The organism is Pseudomonas sp. Xaverov 259 (genome assembly GCF_019352915.1).
GTDB lineage: Bacteria > Pseudomonadota > Gammaproteobacteria > Pseudomonadales > Pseudomonadaceae > Aquipseudomonas.
Map to the genome: position 1 here is coordinate 1141234 of NZ_JAAAFV010000057.1, position 19338 is coordinate 1160571.

The 19338-nt window shown below is 60.3% G+C and carries 19 protein-coding genes; 14 read left to right on the plus strand and 5 right to left on the minus strand.

The window, feature by feature from the left end:
• Positions 1–65: 65 nt before the first annotated feature.
• Together K0H48_RS28050 and K0H48_RS28055 are read right to left on the minus strand one after the other, a co-directional pair.
• Complete coding sequence (locus K0H48_RS28050) at positions 66–725, minus strand: HAD family hydrolase (RefSeq protein WP_219337540.1); 660 nt, start codon at positions 723–725, stop codon at positions 66–68.
• Complete coding sequence (locus K0H48_RS28055; RefSeq protein ID WP_056860985.1) at positions 722–1264, minus strand: gamma carbonic anhydrase family protein; 543 nt, start codon at positions 1262–1264, stop codon at positions 722–724. Before K0H48_RS28055 ends, K0H48_RS28050 begins: the two co-directional genes overlap by 4 nt.
• A 101-nt stretch (positions 1265–1365) precedes the next feature.
• On the opposite strand from K0H48_RS28055, the gene prlC reads away from it, so the two are divergent.
• Both prlC and K0H48_RS28065 read left to right on the plus strand, forming a co-directional pair.
• Positions 1366–3417 carry an oligopeptidase A gene (gene prlC, locus K0H48_RS28060; RefSeq protein WP_219337541.1) on the plus strand — a complete coding sequence of 684 codons (2052 nt, stop codon included), beginning with the start codon at positions 1366–1368 and terminating at the stop codon, positions 3415–3417.
• The gene (locus K0H48_RS28065) at positions 3414–3689 is read left to right on the plus strand and encodes a YheV family putative zinc ribbon protein (RefSeq protein WP_138813166.1); all 276 of its coding nucleotides are present in this window, start codon (positions 3414–3416) and stop codon (positions 3687–3689) included. Before prlC ends, K0H48_RS28065 begins: the two co-directional genes overlap by 4 nt.
• 7 nt (positions 3690–3696) lie before the next feature.
• Here K0H48_RS28065 and K0H48_RS28070 read toward each other — a convergent pair whose 3' ends face one another.
• Positions 3697–4383 (minus strand): dual specificity protein phosphatase family protein, encoded by a 687-nt coding sequence (locus tag K0H48_RS28070; RefSeq protein ID WP_219337542.1) that lies wholly within the window; start codon positions 4381–4383, stop codon positions 3697–3699.
• A gap of 274 nt (positions 4384–4657) precedes the next feature.
• Here K0H48_RS28070 and K0H48_RS28075 point away from each other — a divergent pair, with 274 nt between their 5' ends.
• From K0H48_RS28075 to K0H48_RS28100, 6 genes are all read left to right on the plus strand, one after another.
• Positions 4658–5410 (plus strand): gluconate 2-dehydrogenase subunit 3 family protein, encoded by a 753-nt coding sequence (locus tag K0H48_RS28075; RefSeq protein WP_058420540.1) that lies wholly within the window; start codon positions 4658–4660, stop codon positions 5408–5410.
• Positions 5411–5412: 2 nt separating this feature from the next.
• Entirely contained in the window at positions 5413–7197 is a 1785-nt protein-coding gene (locus K0H48_RS28080) for a GMC family oxidoreductase (protein ID WP_219337543.1), read from the plus strand.
• Positions 7198–7209: 12 nt separating this feature from the next.
• The gene (locus K0H48_RS28085) at positions 7210–8502 is read left to right on the plus strand and encodes a cytochrome c (RefSeq protein WP_219337544.1); all 1293 of its coding nucleotides are present in this window, start codon (positions 7210–7212) and stop codon (positions 8500–8502) included.
• Positions 8503–8583: 81 nt separating this feature from the next.
• The gene (locus K0H48_RS28090) at positions 8584–9642 is read left to right on the plus strand and encodes a PA0069 family radical SAM protein (protein WP_219337545.1); all 1059 of its coding nucleotides are present in this window, start codon (positions 8584–8586) and stop codon (positions 9640–9642) included.
• A 226-nt stretch (positions 9643–9868) separates the two neighbouring features.
• On the plus strand, positions 9869–10600 hold the full coding sequence (locus tag K0H48_RS28095; protein WP_065931983.1) for a carbonic anhydrase: 732 nt from the start codon (positions 9869–9871) through the stop codon (positions 10598–10600).
• An 85-nt stretch (positions 10601–10685) separates the two neighbouring features.
• Positions 10686–12227 (plus strand): SulP family inorganic anion transporter, encoded by a 1542-nt coding sequence (locus K0H48_RS28100; protein WP_219337546.1) that lies wholly within the window; start codon positions 10686–10688, stop codon positions 12225–12227.
• A 129-nt stretch (positions 12228–12356) separates the two neighbouring features.
• Here the strand turns inward: K0H48_RS28100 and K0H48_RS28105 are convergent, their stop codons facing one another.
• Positions 12357–13004, minus strand: coding sequence for a hypothetical protein (locus K0H48_RS28105; RefSeq protein ID WP_219337547.1), 648 nt, complete (start codon positions 13002–13004; stop codon positions 12357–12359).
• A gap of 369 nt (positions 13005–13373) precedes the next feature.
• On the opposite strand from K0H48_RS28105, the gene coxB reads away from it, so the two are divergent.
• The 4 genes from coxB to K0H48_RS28125 all read left to right on the plus strand — a co-directional run bounded on the left by coxB (position 13374) and on the right by K0H48_RS28125 (position 17762).
• Entirely contained in the window at positions 13374–14501 is a 1128-nt protein-coding gene (gene coxB / locus K0H48_RS28110) for a cytochrome c oxidase subunit II (protein WP_219337548.1), read from the plus strand.
• Between the two features lie 58 nt (positions 14502–14559).
• Positions 14560–16143 carry a cytochrome c oxidase subunit I gene (gene ctaD / locus K0H48_RS28115; RefSeq protein WP_017137901.1) on the plus strand — a complete coding sequence of 528 codons (1584 nt, stop codon included), beginning with the start codon at positions 14560–14562 and terminating at the stop codon, positions 16141–16143.
• A gap of 144 nt (positions 16144–16287) precedes the next feature.
• Positions 16288–16839 carry a cytochrome c oxidase assembly protein gene (locus K0H48_RS28120; protein ID WP_219337549.1) on the plus strand — a complete coding sequence of 184 codons (552 nt, stop codon included), beginning with the start codon at positions 16288–16290 and terminating at the stop codon, positions 16837–16839.
• Positions 16840–16874: 35 nt separating this feature from the next.
• Positions 16875–17762 (plus strand): cytochrome c oxidase subunit 3, encoded by an 888-nt coding sequence (locus tag K0H48_RS28125; RefSeq protein WP_219337550.1) that lies wholly within the window; start codon positions 16875–16877, stop codon positions 17760–17762.
• A 6-nt stretch (positions 17763–17768) separates the two neighbouring features.
• Here K0H48_RS28125 and K0H48_RS28130 read toward each other — a convergent pair whose 3' ends face one another.
• Positions 17769–17972 carry a twin transmembrane helix small protein gene (locus K0H48_RS28130; protein WP_016969525.1) on the minus strand — a complete coding sequence of 68 codons (204 nt, stop codon included), beginning with the start codon at positions 17970–17972 and terminating at the stop codon, positions 17769–17771.
• A 43-nt stretch (positions 17973–18015) separates the two neighbouring features.
• Here K0H48_RS28130 and K0H48_RS28135 point away from each other — a divergent pair, with 43 nt between their 5' ends.
• The gene (locus K0H48_RS28135; protein ID WP_219337551.1) at positions 18016–18780 is read left to right on the plus strand and encodes an SURF1 family protein; all 765 of its coding nucleotides are present in this window, start codon (positions 18016–18018) and stop codon (positions 18778–18780) included.
• The gene (locus tag K0H48_RS28140) at positions 18746–19330 is read left to right on the plus strand and encodes a hypothetical protein (protein ID WP_219337552.1); all 585 of its coding nucleotides are present in this window, start codon (positions 18746–18748) and stop codon (positions 19328–19330) included. The genes K0H48_RS28135 and K0H48_RS28140 overlap by 35 nt, the downstream gene beginning before the upstream one ends.
• The last annotated feature ends 8 nt before the right edge of the window (positions 19331–19338 follow it).

The following is a 19338-nucleotide window of genomic DNA, read 5'->3' on the forward strand; positions in this document are numbered from 1 at the left end:
AGCTCCCACAGTTTGAATTGTGAACCCGGTCAAATGTGGGAGCTGGCTTGCCTGCGATAGCGGCCTCAAGGACTCTGCAAAAACGCCTGATGCATCTGCTCGAGCGTCTCAAAATGCCAAGTCGGCGCCTCGGCATTCAGCTCTTCAAAACTGCCAAACCCATACCCCACCGCCGCCGAATCCAACCCATTGCTGCGCGCCCCGATCAAGTCATGCTTGCGATCACCAATCATCAAGGTAGTCGCCGGGTCCAAGCCCTCTTCGCTCATCAGATGGGCAATCAGCTCAACCTTGTTGGTGCGCGTGCCATCCAGCTCGCTGCCGTAGATCACCTTGAAGTGCTTGGCAAAATCAAAATGCCGGGCAATCTCACGGGCAAACTCCCACGGCTTGGATGTGGCCACATACAGCTGGCGGCCCTGGCCATTCAGTTCCTCGAGCAATGGCATCACGCCGTCGAATACGCGGTTTTCATACAGGCCGGTGACCTTGAAGCGCTCGCGATAAAAATTCACCGCTTCCCAGGCCTTGGCCTCATCGAAGCCATAGAACTGCATAAAGGCTTGCAGCAATGGTGGGCCGATAAAGTGTTCCAGCTTGGTCAGGTCGGGTTCATCAATGCCGAGTTTACCGAGGGCGTACTGGATCGAGCGGGTGATGCCCTCGCGCGGGTCGGTCAGGGTGCCGTCCAGGTCGAACAGCACGGTGGAGTAGTTCAGGGTCATCGGTCGAATCCTTCAGCCAGGTGCAGGTCTTTGAGCTTCACGTAGTTCGCGGCGCTGTAGGTGAAAAAGGCGCGCTCTTTGTCAGTCAATGGGCGGATCTGTTTAACCGGGCTGCCCACGTACAAAAAACCGCTTTCCAGTTTCTTGCCGGGCGGCACCAGGCTGCCGGCGCCGATGATCACGTCGTCTTCGACCACCGCGCCGTCCATCACGATGCTGCCCATGCCGATCAGGATGCGATTACCGACGGTGCAGCCGTGCAGCATGACTTTGTGCGCGATGGTCACATCATCGCCGATCAGCAGCGGGAAGCCGTCCGGGTTGAACGGCCCGGCGTGGGTGATATGCAGCACACAGCCGTCCTGCACGCTGGTGCGTGCACCGATGCGGATACGGTGCATGTCGCCGCGAATCACGGTCAATGGCCAAACCGAGCTGTCGGTGCCGATTTCGACATCGCCGATCACCACCGCCGAAATATCGACAAAAGCCCCGGCGCCCAGGGTTGGCGTGTGGTTCTGATAGGTGCGAAGGGTCACGATAGCCTCTCTCTTATAGGTTGATAGCTGCGGTGGGTGTTGATTGTAATTAAGATGGCCCCATCTTTGTCTTATCAGTTTCTTCAGCCAAGGTACCCACCGTGAGCGCGAACAACCCACTTTTGCAGTCCTACGACCTGCCGCCGTTCTCGGCGATCCGTGCCGAGCACGTGCAGCCGGCCATCGAACAGATCCTCGCCGACAACCGCGTTGCCATCGAAGGCATCCTGCAAAGCCAGGGCAAAAACCCTACGTGGGCCGGTTTGGTACTGGCCATGGACGAACTGAATGACCGCCTGGGCGCCGCCTGGAGCCCGGTCAGCCACCTCAACGCCGTGTGCAACAGCGCCGAACTGCGCGAAGCCTACGAGGCTTGCCTGCCGGCCTTGAGCGCCTATTCCACCGAGATGGGCCAGAACCGCGAACTGTTCCAGGCCTTCGAAGCCCTGGCCAACAGCCCGGAAGCCGCCGGTTTTGACGTGGCGCAAAAAACCATCCTGGAACATTCGCTGCGCGACTTCCGCCTGTCGGGTATCGATTTGCCGCCTGAGCAGCAAAAGCGCTACGCCGAAGTGCAAAGCAAGCTGTCGGAGCTGGGCAGCAAGTTCTCCAACCAACTGCTGGACGCCACCCAGGCGTGGACCAAGCACGTTACCGACGAAGCCACCCTCGCCGGCCTGACCGACTCGGCCAAGGCGCAGATGGCTGCCGCCGCCCAGGCCAAAGGCCTCGATGGCTGGTTGATCAGCCTGGAATTCCCAAGCTACTACGCGGTAATGACCTACGCCCACGACCGCGCCCTGCGTGAAGAAGTCTACGCGGCGTACTGCACCCGTGCCTCGGACCAAGGCCCGAATGCCGGTAAGAATGATAACGGCCCGGTGATGGAACAGATCCTCGACCTGCGTCAGGAGCTGGCCAAACTGTTGGGTTACGCGTCGTTCTCCGAGCTGAGCCTGGCCACCAAAATGGCCGAGTCCAGCGACCAGGTGCTGAGCTTCCTGCGCGACCTGGCCAAGCGCAGCAAGCCGTTTGCCGCCCAGGACCTGCAACAGCTCAAGGCTTACGCCGCCGAACAAGGCTGCGCCGACTTGCAAAGCTGGGACAGCGGTTTCTACGGCGAAAAACTCCGTGAGCAACGCTACAGCGTGTCCCAGGAAGCGCTGCGCGCTTACTTCCCGATCGACAAAGTGCTGGGCGGCCTGTTTGCCATCGTGCAGCGCCTGTACGGCATCGAAATCGCCGAGCAAAAAGGCTTCGACACCTGGCACCCTGATGTTCGCCTGTTTGAAATCAAGGAAAACGGCCAGCATGTCGGGCGTTTCTTCTTCGACCTGTACGCCCGCGCCAACAAGCGTGGCGGTGCCTGGATGGACGGCGCGCGCGATCGCCGCCGCACTGTCGACGGCGTGCTGCAAAGCCCGGTGGCGAACCTGGTGTGCAACTTCACCCCGGCCGACAGCGGCAAGCCTGCCCTGTTGACCCACGATGAAGTGACCACGCTGTTCCACGAATTCGGCCACGGCCTGCACCACCTGCTGACCCGCGTTGAACACGCGGGTGTGTCTGGCATCAACGGCGTGGCCTGGGACGCGGTGGAACTGCCGAGCCAATTCATGGAGAACTGGTGCTGGGAGCCGGAAGGCCTGGCGTTGATTTCCGGCCACTATGAAAGCGGCGAGCCGCTGCCTCAGGACCTGCTGGAAAAAATGCTCGCGGCGAAGAACTTCCAGTCCGGCTTGATGATGGTGCGCCAGCTGGAATTCTCGCTGTTTGACTTCGAACTGCACGCCACCCACGGCGATGGCCGCACGGTAGCGCAGGTGCTTGAAGGCGTGCGCGATGAGGTCTCGGTGATGCGTCCGCCAGCCTACAACCGCTTCCCCAACAGTTTTGCGCACATTTTTGCCGGCGGTTACGCGGCGGGTTACTACAGCTACAAGTGGGCGGAAGTGTTGTCTGCCGACGCCTTCTCCAAGTTTGAAGAAGACGGCGTGCTCAATGCCGAAACCGGCCGCGCCTTTCGCGAAGCGATCCTGGCGCGCGGTGGCTCACAGGCGCCGATGGTGCTGTTCGTCGACTTCCGCGGACGTGCGCCGTCAATTGACGCACTCTTGCGCCACAGCGGCCTGAGTGAGGACGCAGCAGCATGAGTGATGGGCCTGTGGTGAGCAAAAAGCAATTTATCGCCGGTGCGGTCTGCCCGGCGTGCGAAGAGTTGGACAAGTTGAAAATGTGGACCGAAGACGATGTGCCGCACCGCGAATGTGTAGCCTGCGGTTATTCGGACACGCTGAATGAACAAGGCAATTCGGTGCCCAAGGAATTGGGCACGCGGGTCAATACGTCGGCGTTGAAAGCGCCCGCGGACCCGAAGGTGCAGGCGGTGCAGTTTTTTCCTAATCCCAAGCTGAAAAAGGACTGATACCTGCTTAAGGTGTGAGCACTAATTCGGTGTCTTTCTTTGGGTCGACACGGCTGCTACCGGCCGTGTTGATCCAGCTTTTCATAGAGCACAACGCAAACTCACTGGTGCTGCAGTCGCCATTGGCCAACGCAGTACGCAACTTGTCGACATCAGCCTTCATCATGTAGCGAACGCCGTCTTTAAAGCCGTTACTGCTACCAAAGCCGCCTAGCGTCATCTCGTTCAGCGCATCCTCTTTGCTCCATCCCTGAATCACCACCCGATACATCGCCGCCATCAGGCCCGTGCGATCGGAGCCGTGTTTGCAGTGCATCAGCACCGAGCCTTGGGTTTCGGCTTCCTGAATGGCCCTGAGTGCCGCCAGCACGTCGGCATCGTCGACATGGTTGGTGCGATACGTCAGCTGCACCTGTTTGATATCAGAAGTTTCCAACCACGGCGCATCAGATTCCGGCAGGAAGTTGATCACCGTGCCGATCTTCAGATTTTGCAGCACCGGCAGCGCAGTGCTGTCCGGCAACGCGCTGCGATACAGGGTGGGCGTCATCTGGTGCAGGTTGAATTGGTTGCCCACCGGCTGTGCCCACTCCGGCGAGCGGATCGACGTAGCCTCGTCGGCCTGGGCCTGCAGCGTGCCGAGCAGTGCCATGAACGCCAGGCCAAGGGCGGGCAGTAATCGAATCGTGAACATGTGCGTTGAGACCAAATGGGATAGGGCTGATGGGCCACAGAGTCGTCTACCGGGGGTCAATGCCGCGTGAGGTGGCTGTCAAAGAATCGTGAATCCGCCCATCTGATCCGCTGTTTTTTGCGCTGAATCGATTCCTCTAATGCTTAGGCTGCTATCATTTGTAACTATTGATTGCCAGTGTGTTCTATCCATTTGGGATCCAATGCCCTGGCCAACCTTCACGCTGCTCCTAGAAGCGGCGGATAAACCCGTGACCACATGATGAGGTGTACCTATGTCTGATCAAGATCAGGACAACCCGCGGCGTGACTTTTTACGCAAATCCTTGACCTTGATCCCGGTGGTCACGGTTGCCAGCACTGGCCTTGGCGGCTCGATGTTGATGGCTACACCGGAACCGGCACAGGCCGCTCCCGCCAAAACGCCCGTCAGCGACAAAGCCTACGAGCCAAGCTACTTCACGGCTGAAGAGTGGGCGTTTATCAACGCCGCCGTCGCCCGTCTGATCCCGGCTGACGCCCAAGGCCCAGGTGCCCTGGAAGCCGGCGCGCCGGAATACATCGACCGCCAGATGAACACGCCGTACGCCGCCGGTGCGTTGTGGTTCATGCAAGGCCCGTTCAACGCCGATGCGGCGCCAGAGATGGGTTGGCAGAGCAAATTGGTGCCCAAAGACATTTATCGCCTGGGCATTGCTGCCACGGATGCGTGGTCGAAGGCGTTCAACGGTAAAGCTTTTGCTGCGCAAGACAGCGCTACCCAGGATGACATGCTGCGACGTATGGAGGCGGGCGGCGGCGAGATGACCGCCCATTTCGAGGCCGTACCGGCAAAGATGTTTTTCAACCTGCTGCTGCAAAACACCAAGGAAGGCTTCTTCTGCGACCCGATCCACGGTGGCAACAAAGGCATGGTCGGCTGGACCATGATCGGCTTCCCTGGCGCCCGCGCCGACTTCATGGACTGGGTTGAACGCAACGAGCAATACCCCTTCCCGGCTGTTTCCATTCGCGGCGAGAGGGCATAAACGTGGCGACCATCATGAAGAAAGTGGACGCGGTGATCGTGGGTTTCGGCTGGACCGGCGCGATCATGGCCAAGGAACTGACGGAAGCTGGCCTCAACGTGGTAGCGCTCGAGCGCGGCCCGATGCAGGACACCTACCCAGACGGCAATTATCCCCAGGTCATCGACGAACTGACCTACAGCGTGCGTAAAAAACTCTTTCAGGACATCTCCAAGGAGACGGTGACCATTCGCCATAGCGTGAATGACGTCGCCCTGCCCAACCGTCAGTTGGGTGCGTTTTTGCCCGGCAATGGCGTGGGTGGTGCGGGCCTGCACTGGTCAGGCGTGCATTTTCGTGTCGACCCAATCGAGCTGCGCATGCGCAGCCACTATGAAGAGCGCTACGGCAAGAATTTCATCCCCAAGGACATGACCATCCAGGACTTCGGCGTGAGCTATGAAGAGCTGGAACCGTTTTTCGACTACGCCGAAAAAGTCTTTGGCACCTCCGGCCAGGCCTGGACCGTAAAAGGCCAGTTGGTGGGTGAAGGTCGTGGCGGCAACCCCTATGCGCCGGACCGCTCCAATCCGTTCCCGCTGGAAGCGCAGAAAAATACTGTGTCTGCGCAGCTGTTTCAGAAAGCGGCCACCGACGTCGGCTACAAACCCTACAACCTGCCGTCCGCGAATACTTCGGGGCCCTACACCAACCCCTACGGCGCGCAGATGGGGCCGTGCAATTTCTGCGGTTTCTGCAGTGGCTATGTTTGCTACATGTACTCCAAGGCTTCGCCGAACGTAAACATCCTGCCGGCGTTGCGTCAGGTGCCGAACTTCGAGCTGCGGGCCAATTCCCATGTGCTCAAGGTCAACCTCGACAGCACCAAGAGCAAAGCCACCGGCGTGACCTATATCGACGCCCAGGGCCGCGAATGCGAGCAGCCGGCGGACCTGGTGATCATCGCCTCCTTCCAGTTCAACAACGTGCGCCTCATGTTGCTATCGGGCATCGGCAAACCCTACGACCCGATTACCAACGAGGGCGTGGTGGGCCGCAACTTTGCCTACCAGAATATGGGCACCATCAAGGCCTTCTTCGACAAGGACACCCACACCAATAACTTTATCGGTGCGGGCGGCAATGGCGTGGCCATCGATGACTTCAACGCGGACAACTTCGACCACGGCCCGCACGGCTTTGTGGGCGGCTCGCCGATGTGGGTCAACCAGGCCGGCAGTCGGCCGATTGCCGGTACGTCCAACCCGCCGGGCACGCCGGCGTGGGGCAGCGCCTGGAAGCGCGCCACCGCCGACTACTACACCCACCAAGTGTCGATGGATTCCCATGGCGCGCATCAATCCTACCGGAGCAACTACCTGGATCTGGACCCGGTTTACCGCGATGCCTACGGCCTGCCGTTGCTGCGGATGACGTTCGACTGGCAGGAAAACGACATCAAGATGAACCGCTTCATGATGGAGAAAATGGGCAAGGTCGCCGCGGCGATGAACCCCAAGGCCATTGCTGTGCTGGGCAAAAAAGTCGGTGAGCAGTTCAACACCGCGTCCTACCAGACCACCCACCTCAATGGCGGCGCGATCATGGGCACCGACCCGAAAACCAGTGCGTTGAACCGTTACCTGCAAAGTTGGGATGTACACAACGTGTTTGTTCCGGGTGCATCGGCTTTCCCACAAGGCTTGGGCTACAACCCAACCGGCCTGGTGGCAGCGTTGGCCTATTGGTCGGCGCGGGCGATCCGCGAGCAGTACCTGAAAAACCCCGGCCCACTGGTTCAGGCATAAGGAGCGATGACCATGAAAGCACTTGTTATCGCCAGTTTTGCCCTGTTCAGCAGTTGCTCTGTAAGCGCGGCTGAGACCGATTTGATCAAGCAGGGCGAATACCTGGCCCGCGCCGGTGACTGCGTGGCCTGCCACACCGCCAAGGGTGGCAAACCGTTTGCCGGTGGGCTGCCGATGGAAACCCCGATCGGCGTGATCTATTCCACCAACATCACCCCGGACAAGACCGGCCTGGGCGACTACAGCTTCGAAGACTTTGACAAGGCCGTGCGCCATGGCGTCGCCAAGAACGGTAGTACGCTTTACCCGGCGATGCCGTACCCGTCCTACGCCCGTGTCAGCGACAGCGACATGCAGGCGTTGTATGCGTACTTCATGAAGGGCGTGGAGCCCGTCGCCCAGGAGAACAAGGATAGCGATATTCCCTGGCCCTTGAGCATGCGCTGGCCGTTGGCGGCGTGGCGCTGGATGTTCGCGCCGGCAGTCGAGGAGCATCAGGCAGCAGCCGATCCGGTCATCAGCCGTGGCGCCTATCTGGTTGAAGGCCTCGGCCACTGCGGCGCTTGCCACACACCGCGTGCCCTGACCATGCAGGAAAAGGCCCTCAGCGCGACTGACGGCAACGCGTTCCTGTCTGGCAGTGCGCCGCTGGAAGGCTGGATCGCGAAAAGCCTGCGCGGCGACCATAAAGACGGCCTCGGCAGCTGGAGCGAGGAGCAGCTGGTGCAGTTCCTCAAGACCGGCCGCAGTGAACGCAGCGCGGTGTTTGGTGGCATGAGTGATGTGGTCGTACACAGCATGCAGTACATGTCCCAGGACGACCTCACGGCGATTGCCCGCTACCTCAAGAGCCTGCCGGCGGTGGATCCGAAGGACCAGCCGCATCAGTACGACAAACAGGTTGCCGAGGCGCTGTGGAAAGGTGATGACAGCAAGCCGGGTGCGTCGGTGTACATCGACAACTGCGCGGCCTGCCACCGTACCGACGGCCATGGCTATACGCGGGTGTTCCCGGCGCTGGCGGGTAACCCGGTGTTGCAGACGGCGGACGCCACCTCGTTGATCAACATCGTGTTGAACGGCGGCACCTTGCCGGCCACTCACACGGCGCTGTCGACCTTCACCATGCCGGCGTTCGCATGGCGTCTGTCGGACCAGGAAGTCGCGGATGTGGTCAGTTTCGTCCGTGGCAGCTGGGGCAATAAAGGCGCGCCAGTCAAAGCCAGTGACGTGGCCGACCTGCGCAAGAGCGATATGCGCACCACGTCGGGTGACGACTTGGGGCAGGTCACGCAAAAGCACTGATCCTGCCCTGGCCGCCAAACGGCACTGGTCAGAAACCTCGCGCCTCGATACTGTATATAAAAACAGTATCGAGGCGTTTTCATGTCTACTCCGTTGCCGCCCCGTGGCCGGGGCACGGCCACTAACCTGCATAACCGCTTTGCGCCGACCGTCAGCGTGGCCGAAGACGACGGCTGGTTCCAGGAAGTGCCGCCGACTCAGGGCACCGAAGTGCGTATCGAAACGGCCAAGAGCATCATCACCCGCAACAATTCGCCGGACTTGCCGTTCGACCGCTCCATCAACCCCTATCGCGGCTGCGAGCATGGCTGCATCTACTGCTATGCGCGGCCCAGCCATGCCTATTGGGACCTGTCGCCAGGGCTGGATTTTGAAACCAAGCTGATCGCCAAGACCAACGCCGCCGAGGTGCTGGAGCAACAGCTGTCCAAGCCAGGTTATGTGTGCGCACCGATCAACCTGGGTTCCAATACCGACCCGTACCAACCTATCGAACGCGACTATAAAATCACCCGGCAAACCCTCGAAGTGCTGCTGCGCTATCGGCACCCGGTGACCATCATCACCAAGGGCTCGCTGATCTTGCGCGACCTTGACCTGCTCACCGAATTGGCGCGTCAGCGGCTGGTGGCGGTGATGATCAGCCTCACCAGCCTGGACGACGAGCTCAAGCGCATCCTGGAGCCGCGCACGGCGGCGCCCAAGGCGCGGTTGCGGGCGATTCGGGTGATGCGCGAGGCGGGTATCCCGGTGGGCGTGCTGTGCTCGCCGATGATCCCGATGATCAACGACAGTGAGCTGGAAAGCCTGCTGACCGAAGCCCACGCCGCTGGTGCGCAGAGCGCCGCCTACATGATGCTGCGGCTGCCGTTGGAAGTGGCGCCGCTGTTCGAGGAGTGGCTGGCGGCACATTACCCGCAGCGCGCCGCCCATGTGATGAGCCTGGTGCGTCAAGTGCGTGGCGGTGAGGTGTACGACAGCCGCTTTGGCGTGCGCATGCGTGGCGAGGGGCCGTTTGCCGATTTGCTGGCGCAGCGTTTCAACAAAGCGATCAAGCGGTTGGGGCTGAATCGACGGGAAGGGTTTAATCTGGATTGCACGGCGTTTTGCCCACCGGGCAGGCAGATGGCATTGTTGTAAACTGAAGAGAACGATGGCGTCCTGCTGTAGGAATAGTCGCGTTTTGACATCACTGAAACCCGCGTTCTAGAGCGGTTCATTCAGTTTGAGTTAAGTTTCGGCGGTTACCTTGTTCAGCGAGTGACTAACGAGTCGACGCCTTGGTTTGTTTAGTTTTTCAACTATTCCAATAGTCAGGCGTCGAACTGACCTGAACACTCCCCTGCATTAATCAAGAGGATGAATCATGAGTGACAAGGATAAACAGCCGTTGGCTGCGTCGGCTTCAGCCCCTCAGGTGGCGGAGTCTGCCGATGCAGCGTTAAAGCACATCGTTGACGGCTTTTTGCATTTCCATCACGACGTCTTCCCCCAGCAGGAAGAACTGTTCAAGAAACTCGCCACGGCCCAGAGCCCACGGGCGATGTTTATTACGTGCGCCGACTCACGGATCGTCCCCGAGCTGATCACCCAAAGCTCCCCCGGCGATTTGTTCGTGACGCGTAATGTCGGCAACGTGGTGCCGCCCTACGGCCAGATGAACGGCGGGGTTTCCACTGCCATCGAGTACGCGGTACTCGCACTGGGTGTACAGCACATCATCGTGTGCGGGCACTCTGATTGCGGCGCCATGCGCGCAGTACTCAACCCCGACAGCCTGGAAAAGATGCCGACGGTGCGCGCGTGGTTGCGTCATGCCGAAGTCGCCAAGTCCATGGTCGAAGACAACTGCGACTGCGCCAATGAAGGCGAGAGCATGAAGGTGCTGACCGAAGAAAACGTCATCGCCCAGTTGCAGCATTTGCGTACCCACCCTTCCGTGGCTTCGCGCATGGCCAATGGTCATTTGTTTATCCATGGTTGGATCTACAACATCGAGACCAGCGAAATCCGTGCTTACGATGCAGACCAGGCGGCATTCAGACCGCTGAACGGCACCGAGCCGATTCCTTGCGCGACGCCTAGAGCGCGCTTCTAAAACACTTCCCTGCCGGGTCAAGCGGTGGCTGCCATGGATGCAGCCAGGCTTTGCCGCGCCCGGCGAATCCCTCGGGAGAGCCATCATGCGTGCTGCTCAATTGAAAGCTGTATTGCCACGGGAGCTGCTGGCCTCGGTGGTTGTGTTTCTAGTCGCCCTGCCCTTGTGCATGGGTATTGCGATTGCGTCCGGCATGCCGCCGGCCAAGGGCTTGCTCACCGGGATTATCGGTGGCCTGGTGGTAGGTTGGCTGGCGGGGTCGCCGCTGCAGGTCAGTGGCCCGGCGGCGGGGCTGGCGGTGTTGGTGTTCGAGCTGGTGCGTCAACACGGGATGATGATGCTCGGGCCGATTCTGTTGCTGGCGGGTTTCCTGCAACTGGTGGCCGGGCGCTTGCGCCTGGGCTGCTGGTTTCGGGTCACGGCGCCGGCGGTGGTGTACGGCATGCTGGCGGGTATCGGCGTATTGATTGTGCTGTCGCAGGTGCATGTGATGCTCGACGGCGCGCCCAAGCCCTCGGGGCTGGATAACCTGGCAGGCTTCCCGGCAGCCGTGGCCGAAGCCATTCCGACGCTGGGCGGTGGCCTGGGTTGGCAGGCTGGCTTGCTGGGGCTGTCGACCATGCTGGTGATGTACTGCTGGGATAAATTCCGTCCGCAAAAACTGCGCTTCGTACCGGGTGCCTTGTTAGGTGTGGGCCTGGCGACAGTGACCAGCCTGGTGCTGGCGTTGCAGGTCAAGCGCGTGGAGGTACCGGAAAACCTCGCCGACGCCATCGACTGGCTGCGCCCCAGCGACTTGCTGAACCTGGCCGATCCGCAACTGCTGATCGCCGCCTTCGCCGTGGCGTTTATTGCCAGTGCTGAAACCCTGCTGTCTGCGGCAGCGGTCGATCGGATGCACAGCGGCCAACGTTCCGATTTCGACAAGGAACTGTCTGCCCAAGGCGTGGGCAACATGCTCTGTGGCTTGGTTGGCGCCTTGCCAATGACCGGCGTGATTGTGCGCAGCTCGGCCAACGTGCAGGCCGGTGCTACTACGCGTCTGTCGGCGATGTTCCATGGTCTGTGGCTGCTGGGTTTCGTGCTGTTGTTGTCGAGCGTGCTGCAAAGCATTCCGGTGGCGAGTTTGGCGGGCGTGCTGGTGTACACCGGGATCAAGCTGGTGGACGTCAAGGCGTTCCGCGCGCTGGGCCGTTATGGGCGGATGCCGATGTTCACCTATGCCGCCACGGCACTGGCAATCATCTTCACCGACCTCTTGACCGGCGTATTGGTGGGCTTTGGGCTCACGTTGCTGAAGCTCGCGTTTAAAGCTTCGAGATTGAAAGTCAGCCTGATCGATTTGCCCCAGAAGGGTGAGATGGAGTTGCGATTGACCGGTGCGGCGACCTTCCTGAAAGTGCCGGCGCTGACTCAGGTGTTGTCGACGGTGCCTGCCGGGACCACCTTGCATGTGCCGCTGAGTAACTTGAGCTACATCGACCACTCTTGCCTGGAATTACTGGAGGAATGGGGCCGGGCGAATGCGGCCAAGGGTTCGACGCTGGTGATCGAAGCGCGTGGGTTGAAGCGCAGGCTGGAAGGCCGGGTGAGGACGACGGTGGGGATAGGTTCGGCGCCCGTCTGACCACCATAAAAAATTGTGGGAGCCGGGCTTGCCCGCGATGGCGGTGGGTCAGTCAGCTAATTGGTTGACTGACACGCCGCCATCGCGGGCAAGCCCGGCTCCCACAGTAGTGCTATGTGCGCTCGGAAATCAGGCCGGCTGTTCCAGCGCCAACTCAACGCCCAACTGCCGCGACAGGCACGGCCAGCGCTTCCACGCCGCTTCCGTTTCCGGACTTTTCAGCTGTTCGCGATACGCCTCAACCGACTCCAGCGCAAAACTCTCTTCGTTGAGCATCTCATCCACCGCCAAATGCACGGCTTCATCCAGCTGATTGGCGAATTGCTCACCGATCAGTTGATGGGCAATCAAGTTGGCGACGGTGGTATCTGCCGGAATCAACGGCTGACCGAAGTGCTTGATATACAGGTCGTTGACCTCTTCAACCAAGCGGTGAGCCAGGTAGGCCTCATCCAGCAGGCCGTCCAGGCCTTCATGGCCGGCCAAAATTGCAGGCGGTTGCAGGAAAAAATGCTCGGCGATTTTCAGCACCGGTTTGATCTGGCTTTCGATACCGGCTTCGCGGGCCACATCGTTGGCGGCTTCCAGCAAGTCCGGAACCAGTTCGATGTAGGCAGTGACGAAGCGGGTCATGACAATGTTGCGATCACCGTCAGCCAGGGAGATGGCCGAATGCAGGTGCGGCAATTGTTTTTCCAGTTGCTGGGCAAGCTGGCCCGTATCGGATTCGTGTTGATGGGCACGGGAAATCTGCTCGCGCAATGCGGCGGTGTTCATGAAGGCTCCAGTGAAACAGGCGTAGGAAAAGGGAGAGGATAAGGTAGCTCGTTTATACGAGCGCCTAAGACGCATTTGTCATAATTATTTCATGGTTATGCATGCGCGTTATATCGAAATGCCATCGTTCGTCGGATAAACGTTTGCGCCCCCGGGTTTATTGGGCCCGCCCGTCTGTTTCTGCTCATTTGCCCCTACACATTGCGGGGTTGCCCCGGCTGTCTATACTCGGATTTGTACGCAATTAGCTGATGACGCCCAACTGCATGACGCAGGCAAGGCTTGGCGGTTGTAAGCAGTATGGAAGCCGCTCCCTTCGCCGCAGGTGCAAACCGGCGGGATAACAAGAAACATAAAGGGGAACCCGCAATGACGCGACATCCACACGTTTGGATGGGCCTACTGTTGTGGTCAGTATTCGGCCAGGCGCACGCCGCCTGGACAACGAATATGGCGCCAGGGGCTACTGAAGTCAGTCACGCCGTGTTTGACCTGCACATGACCATTTTCTGGATCTGTGTGGTGATCGGCATCATCGTGTTTGGCGCGATGTTCTGGTCGATGATCCTGCACCGGCGCTCCACGGGCCAGGTGGCGGCCAAGTTCCACGAGAGCACGACCGTGGAAATCCTCTGGACCGTGGTGCCCTTGCTGATCCTGGTGGCCATGGCCATTCCGGCGACCAAAACCCTGATCAACATCTACGACAGCAGTGAATCGGATATCGATATCCAGGTCACCGGCTATCAGTGGAAGTGGCACTACAAATACCTGGGCCAGGACGTGGAGTTCTTCAGCAACCTGGCCACGCCCGCCGAGCAGATCCATAACCAGGCCACCAAAGGCGAGCACTACTTGCTCGAAGTCGACCAGCCGCTGGTACTGCCGGTGGGCGCCAAGGTGCGCTTTCTGGTGACGGCTGCCGACGTGATCCACTCCTGGTGGGTGCCGGCCTTTGCGGTCAAGCGCGATGCGATCCCCGGTTTCGTCAACGAGGCGTGGACCCGTGTCGAGAAGCCCGGCATCTACCGTGGTCAGTGCGCCGAGCTGTGCGGCAAGGACCACGGCTTCATGCCGATTGTGGTCGAGGTCAAATCCAAGGCCGACTACGACACTTGGCTGGGCGAACGCAAAGCAGAAGCCGCCAAGCTCAAGGAGCTGACGTCCAAAGAGTGGACGCTGGAAGAGCTGGTGGCGCGTGGCGACAAGGTTTACCACACCACCTGCGTGGCCTGTCACCAGGCCGAAGGCCAGGGCCTGCCGCCAATGTTCCCGGCGCTCAAGGGCTCGCCGATTGCCATCGGGCCTAAGGAAGACCACTTGCACCGCGTGTACTTCGGCAAGCCCGGCACCGCCATGGCGGCGTTCGGCAAACAGCTGTCGGAAGTCGATATCGCTGCCGTGGTCACCTACGAACGCAACGCCTGGGGCAACAACAAAGGCGACATGGTCACGCCCAAAGACGTGCTGGCTCTGAAACAGGCGGAAAGCAAATGACGGCCTCAACTGCGTATGCCCTGAACCGCACAGCCCCTTCCTTTGCAGGAGAACGGCCATGAGCACTGTGATCGACCATGGTCATGCCGACCATGCCCACGGCCCCGCCAAAGGCTTGATGCGCTGGGTGCTGACCACCAACCACAAAGACATCGGCACCATGTACCTGTGGTTCGCCTTCACCATGTTCCTGCTCGGCGGCTCGTTCGCCATGGTGATCCGCGCCGAGCTGTTCCAGCCCGGCCTGCAGATTGTGCAGCCGGCGTTCTTCAACCAGATGACTACCATGCACGGCCTGATCATGGTGTTTGGCGCGGTGATGCCGGCGTTTGTCGGCCTGGCCAACTGGATGATCCCGCTGATGATCGGCGCGCCGGACATGGCCTTGCCGCGCATGAACAACTTCAGCTTCTGGCTGTTGCCGGCAGCGTTCCTGCTGCTGGTCTCGACGCTGTTCACGCCGGGCGGCGGGCCGAATTTCGGCTGGACCTTTTACGCCCCGCTCTCCACCACCTACGCGCCGGAAAGCGTGACGTTTTTCATCTTTGCCATTCACCTGATGGGCATCAGCTCGATCATGGGCGCGATCAACGTGGTCGCCACCATCCTCAACCTGCGTGCGCCGGGCATGACCCTGATGAAAATGCCGCTGTTCGTGTGGACCTGGCTGATCACTGCCTTCCTGTTGATCGCAGTGATGCCGGTGCTGGCCGGTTGCGTGACCATGATGCTGATGGACATCCACTTCGGTACCAGCTTCTTCAGCGCGGCTGGTGGCGGTGACCCGGTGCTGTTCCAGCACGTGTTCTGGTTCTTCGGCCACCCCGAGGTATACATCATGATCCTGCCGGCCTTCGGCGCCGTCAGCTCGATCATCCCGACCTTCTCGCGCAAGCCGCTGTTCGGCTACACCTCGATGGTCTACGCCACGGCGAGCATCGCGTTCCTGTCGTTCATCGTGTGGGCGCACCACATGTTCGTGGTCGGCATTCCGCTGGTGGGCGAGCTGTTCTTCATGTACGCCACGCTGCTGATCGCTGTGCCCACGGGCGTGAAGGTGTTCAACTGGGTGAGCACCATGTGGCAGGGCTCGCTGACGTTTGAGACACCGATGCTGTTCGCCGTGGCCTTCGTGATTCTGTTCACCATCGGCGGTTTCTCCGGGCTGATGCTCGCGATTGCCCCGGCGGACTTCCAGTACCACGACACCTACTTTGTGGTGGCGCACTTCCATTACGTACTGGTGCCCGGCGCGATCTTTGGCATCTTCGCCTCGGCCTACTACTGGCTGCCGAAATGGACCGGCCACATGTACGACGAAACCCTGGGCAAGCTGCACTTCTGGCTGTCTTTTGTGGGCATGAACATGGCGTTCTTCCCGATGCACTTTGTCGGGCTGGCCGGCATGCCGCGCCGGGTGCCGGACTACAACCTGCAGTTCGCCGACTTCAACATGGTCTCCTCGATTGGCGCGTTCATGTTTGGCGCCACGCAGATCTTCTTCCTGTTTATCGTGATCAAGTGCATCCGTGGCGGCCCGCCTGCACCGGCCAAACCGTGGGATGGCGCTGAAGGCCTGGAGTGGAGCATCCCCTCGCCTGCGCCGTACCACACATTTACGACGCCGCCGGAGGTCAAGTGAACGCGTTGATGCAGGTCGACTCGGTGTCCTGTGGGAGCTGGCTTGCCTGCGATAGCGGTGTGTCAGGCGCCGAATCTATCGCCTGCCAGGGCCTCATCGCAGGCAAGCCAGCTCCCACAGGAAAACCAGGAGCGGGTGAGCGCCATGCTTGAATCCGTCCCCATCAAGCGCCTGGTCACTCGCCTGCTGATCCTGGTAGTGGCCATGTTCGCGTTCGGCTTCGCTCTGGTGCCGATCTACGACGTGATGTGCAAGGCGTTCGGCATCAACGGCAAGACCGCCGGGCAGTACGAAGGTGAGCAGATGGTGGACCCCACGCGCCAAGTGCGCGTGCAGTTCATGTCCACCAATGCCATCGACATGGTCTGGGAGTTCCACTCCAAAGCCGATGAGGTGGTGGTCAACCCCGGCGCAGTCACCGAGATGCTATTCGTGGCCTACAACCCCACAGATAAACCCATGACCGCCCAGGCTGTACCGAGTATTTCCCCGGCCGAAGCGGCGATGTATTTCCACAAGACCGAGTGTTTTTGCTTTACCCAGCAAGTGCTGCAGCCAGGTCAGCGCATAGAAATGCCCGTGCGTTTTATCGTCGATCGCGCCATGCCCAAGGATGTGAAGCATTTGACCCTGGCATACACGCTGTTTGACATCACTGCGCGCAAACCGCCGGTGGCCGTCCATACCGGCGGCTAGCTACTGTTTGCCCCCTCAATCAGGAGAGCGAATACATGTCGTCTCATGATACGTACTACGTACCAGCGCAAAGCAAATGGCCAATAATTGCTACGTTTGGCATGTTGATCACGGTGTACGGCCTGGCCGTGTGGTTCAACGACCTCAAGGCAGCGCGCCCGGAATCCCATGGCCCGTGGATTTTTTTCGTCGGCGGGCTGTTGCTGGCCTACATGCTGTTCGGCTGGTTCGGCGCGGTGATCAAGGAAAGCCGCGCGGGTTTGTACAGTGCGCAGATGGACCGCTCGTTCCGATGGGGCATGACCTGGTTCATCTTTTCCGAGGTGATGTTCTTTATCGCGTTCTTCGGTGCATTGTTTTATGTGCGGCATATGTCCGCGCCGTGGCTGGCGGGCGAAGGCTCCAAGGGCGTCGCGCACATGCTGTGGCCGAATTTCGAATTTGCCTGGCCGTTGCTCAATAACCCTGACCCGAAACTGTACCCGCCGCCCGAAGGCACCATCAGCCCGTGGGGCTTGCCGCTGGTCAATACGATCTTGCTGGTCAGCTCCAGCGTAACCATCACCCTTGCCCACCATGCGTTGCGCAAGGGCCATCGCGGCGCGCTGAAAATCTGGCTGGCGCTGACGGTGCTGTTGGGTTGGGCCTTTTTGGGCTTTCAGGCCGAGGAGTACATGCACGCTTACAAAGAGCTGGGCCTGACCCTTGGCTCGGGCGTGTACGGCGCGACGTTCTTCATGCTCACCGGCTTCCACGGCGCCCACGTGACCATCGGCACCATCATTCTTTTTGTGATGCTGATGCGCATCCTCAAGGGGCACTTCAATGCCGAGCACCAGTTCGGGTTCGAGGCGGCCAGTTGGTACTGGCACTTTGTGGATGTGGTGTGGATCGGCCTGTTTTTCTTCGTTTATGTGCTGTGAAGCGTTTTACCACGGTGCATGAGAGACCAGCTGGCCGCTGAAAAAGCCCCAGGCGATCAAGCCCACGGTGATCGCGGCCAGTACAACACGCACGGTCAAGGCAGTGACGAGGCGGTTGGAGTTGCCCTCGTCCTTGACCAGAAAGAACAAGCCACTGAACAGGCTCACGACAGTCGCGATCAGCATCAGGGCAATGGCTGCTTTGAGCATGGTCAGGTTCCATTCGGATGGGCGGGCAATGAAAAGGCGGGCAATGAAAACAAGTATAGCCAGCGCCATAAAAGACTTTCGCCCAGGGCTCGCTCCCACGCTGGTGGTGTTGGTATTGCTGCCGCTGATGGTGGGCCTGGGGTTCTGGCAACTGGCTCGCGGGCATGAAAAACAGCTGTTGGTGGACAGCTATGCCGAACGGCGTGTGGCTGAGCCGGTCAGCAGCGTGCAGCTCCAGGGCATGGCCGACCCGGCTTTTCGCCGCGTGCGCCTGCGCGGCCAGTTCGATGCTGAGCACAGCGTGCTGCTCGACAACCGCATGCGCGACGGCAAGGCCGGTGTTGAACTGTTGCAGCCCTTTCACGACCAGGCCAGCGGCGAATGGCTGCTACTCAACCGCGGCTGGCTGCCCTGGCCGGACCGGCGCACGCCGCCGGTGTTCGCCACGCCTGAACAACCTTTGAATCTGGATGCCTGGGTGTACGTCGCCCCCGGCGAAACCTTCCAACTGCACGCTGACCCCGCCACCACGCAATGGCCGCGCTTGCTGACTGCGCTGCATCCCGCCGCGCTCTGGGCTGAGTTGGGTCGCAGCGGTTTTGCCTATGAGCTGCGCGCCGAACCCGGCCCCGGCACCTACGACACCACCTGGCCGGTGGTCGCCATGGGTCCGGAAAAACACTTGGGCTACGCCGTGCAGTGGTTCGCCATGGCATTGGCGTTGCTGGCGCTTTACCTCTACCTCGGATGGCATAACAAAAAGGAGAAACCCCATGGGAGCGGCCATGAATCCACCCAGCACGTCTGAGGCGCCCGACCGGCGCAAAGGCCGCTGGCAGCTGATTCTGATCCTGATGATGGTGATCGGCCCGATGGCGCTGGCCACCTTTATGTACAAGTTGCAGTTCTGGGTGCCCGACAGCCGCAGTTACCACGGTGAGATGATCGGCAACGGCCAGACCCGCGCCGACATTGGCGTACAGGCCGATGAAGACCGTTGGCAACTGTTGGTCACTGCGCCCACCGCGTGTGCTGCCGAGTGCCAGCAACTGGTGTACCTGGCGCGCCAGCTGCAAATCAGCCTGGGCCGCGATGCCTCTCGCGCCAGCCATGCACTGGCGAGTGTGCAGCCAGTGAGCAGCGATTACGACGCCAAGCTCAAGGCCGAATACCCGCAACTGCAGCGCTACCCGCTGGACCTGACCACCTTCAGTAAAAACGCCGCCGCGCCGGGTGAGGCGCAACTGTGGATCGTCGACCCGCACGGCAACCTGGTGCTGCGCTACGACGCCAAGGTCAAGGGCAAGGACTTGCTCAATGACCTGCGCCTGCTGCTGAAACTGTCGAACATCGGATAAGGGCATCG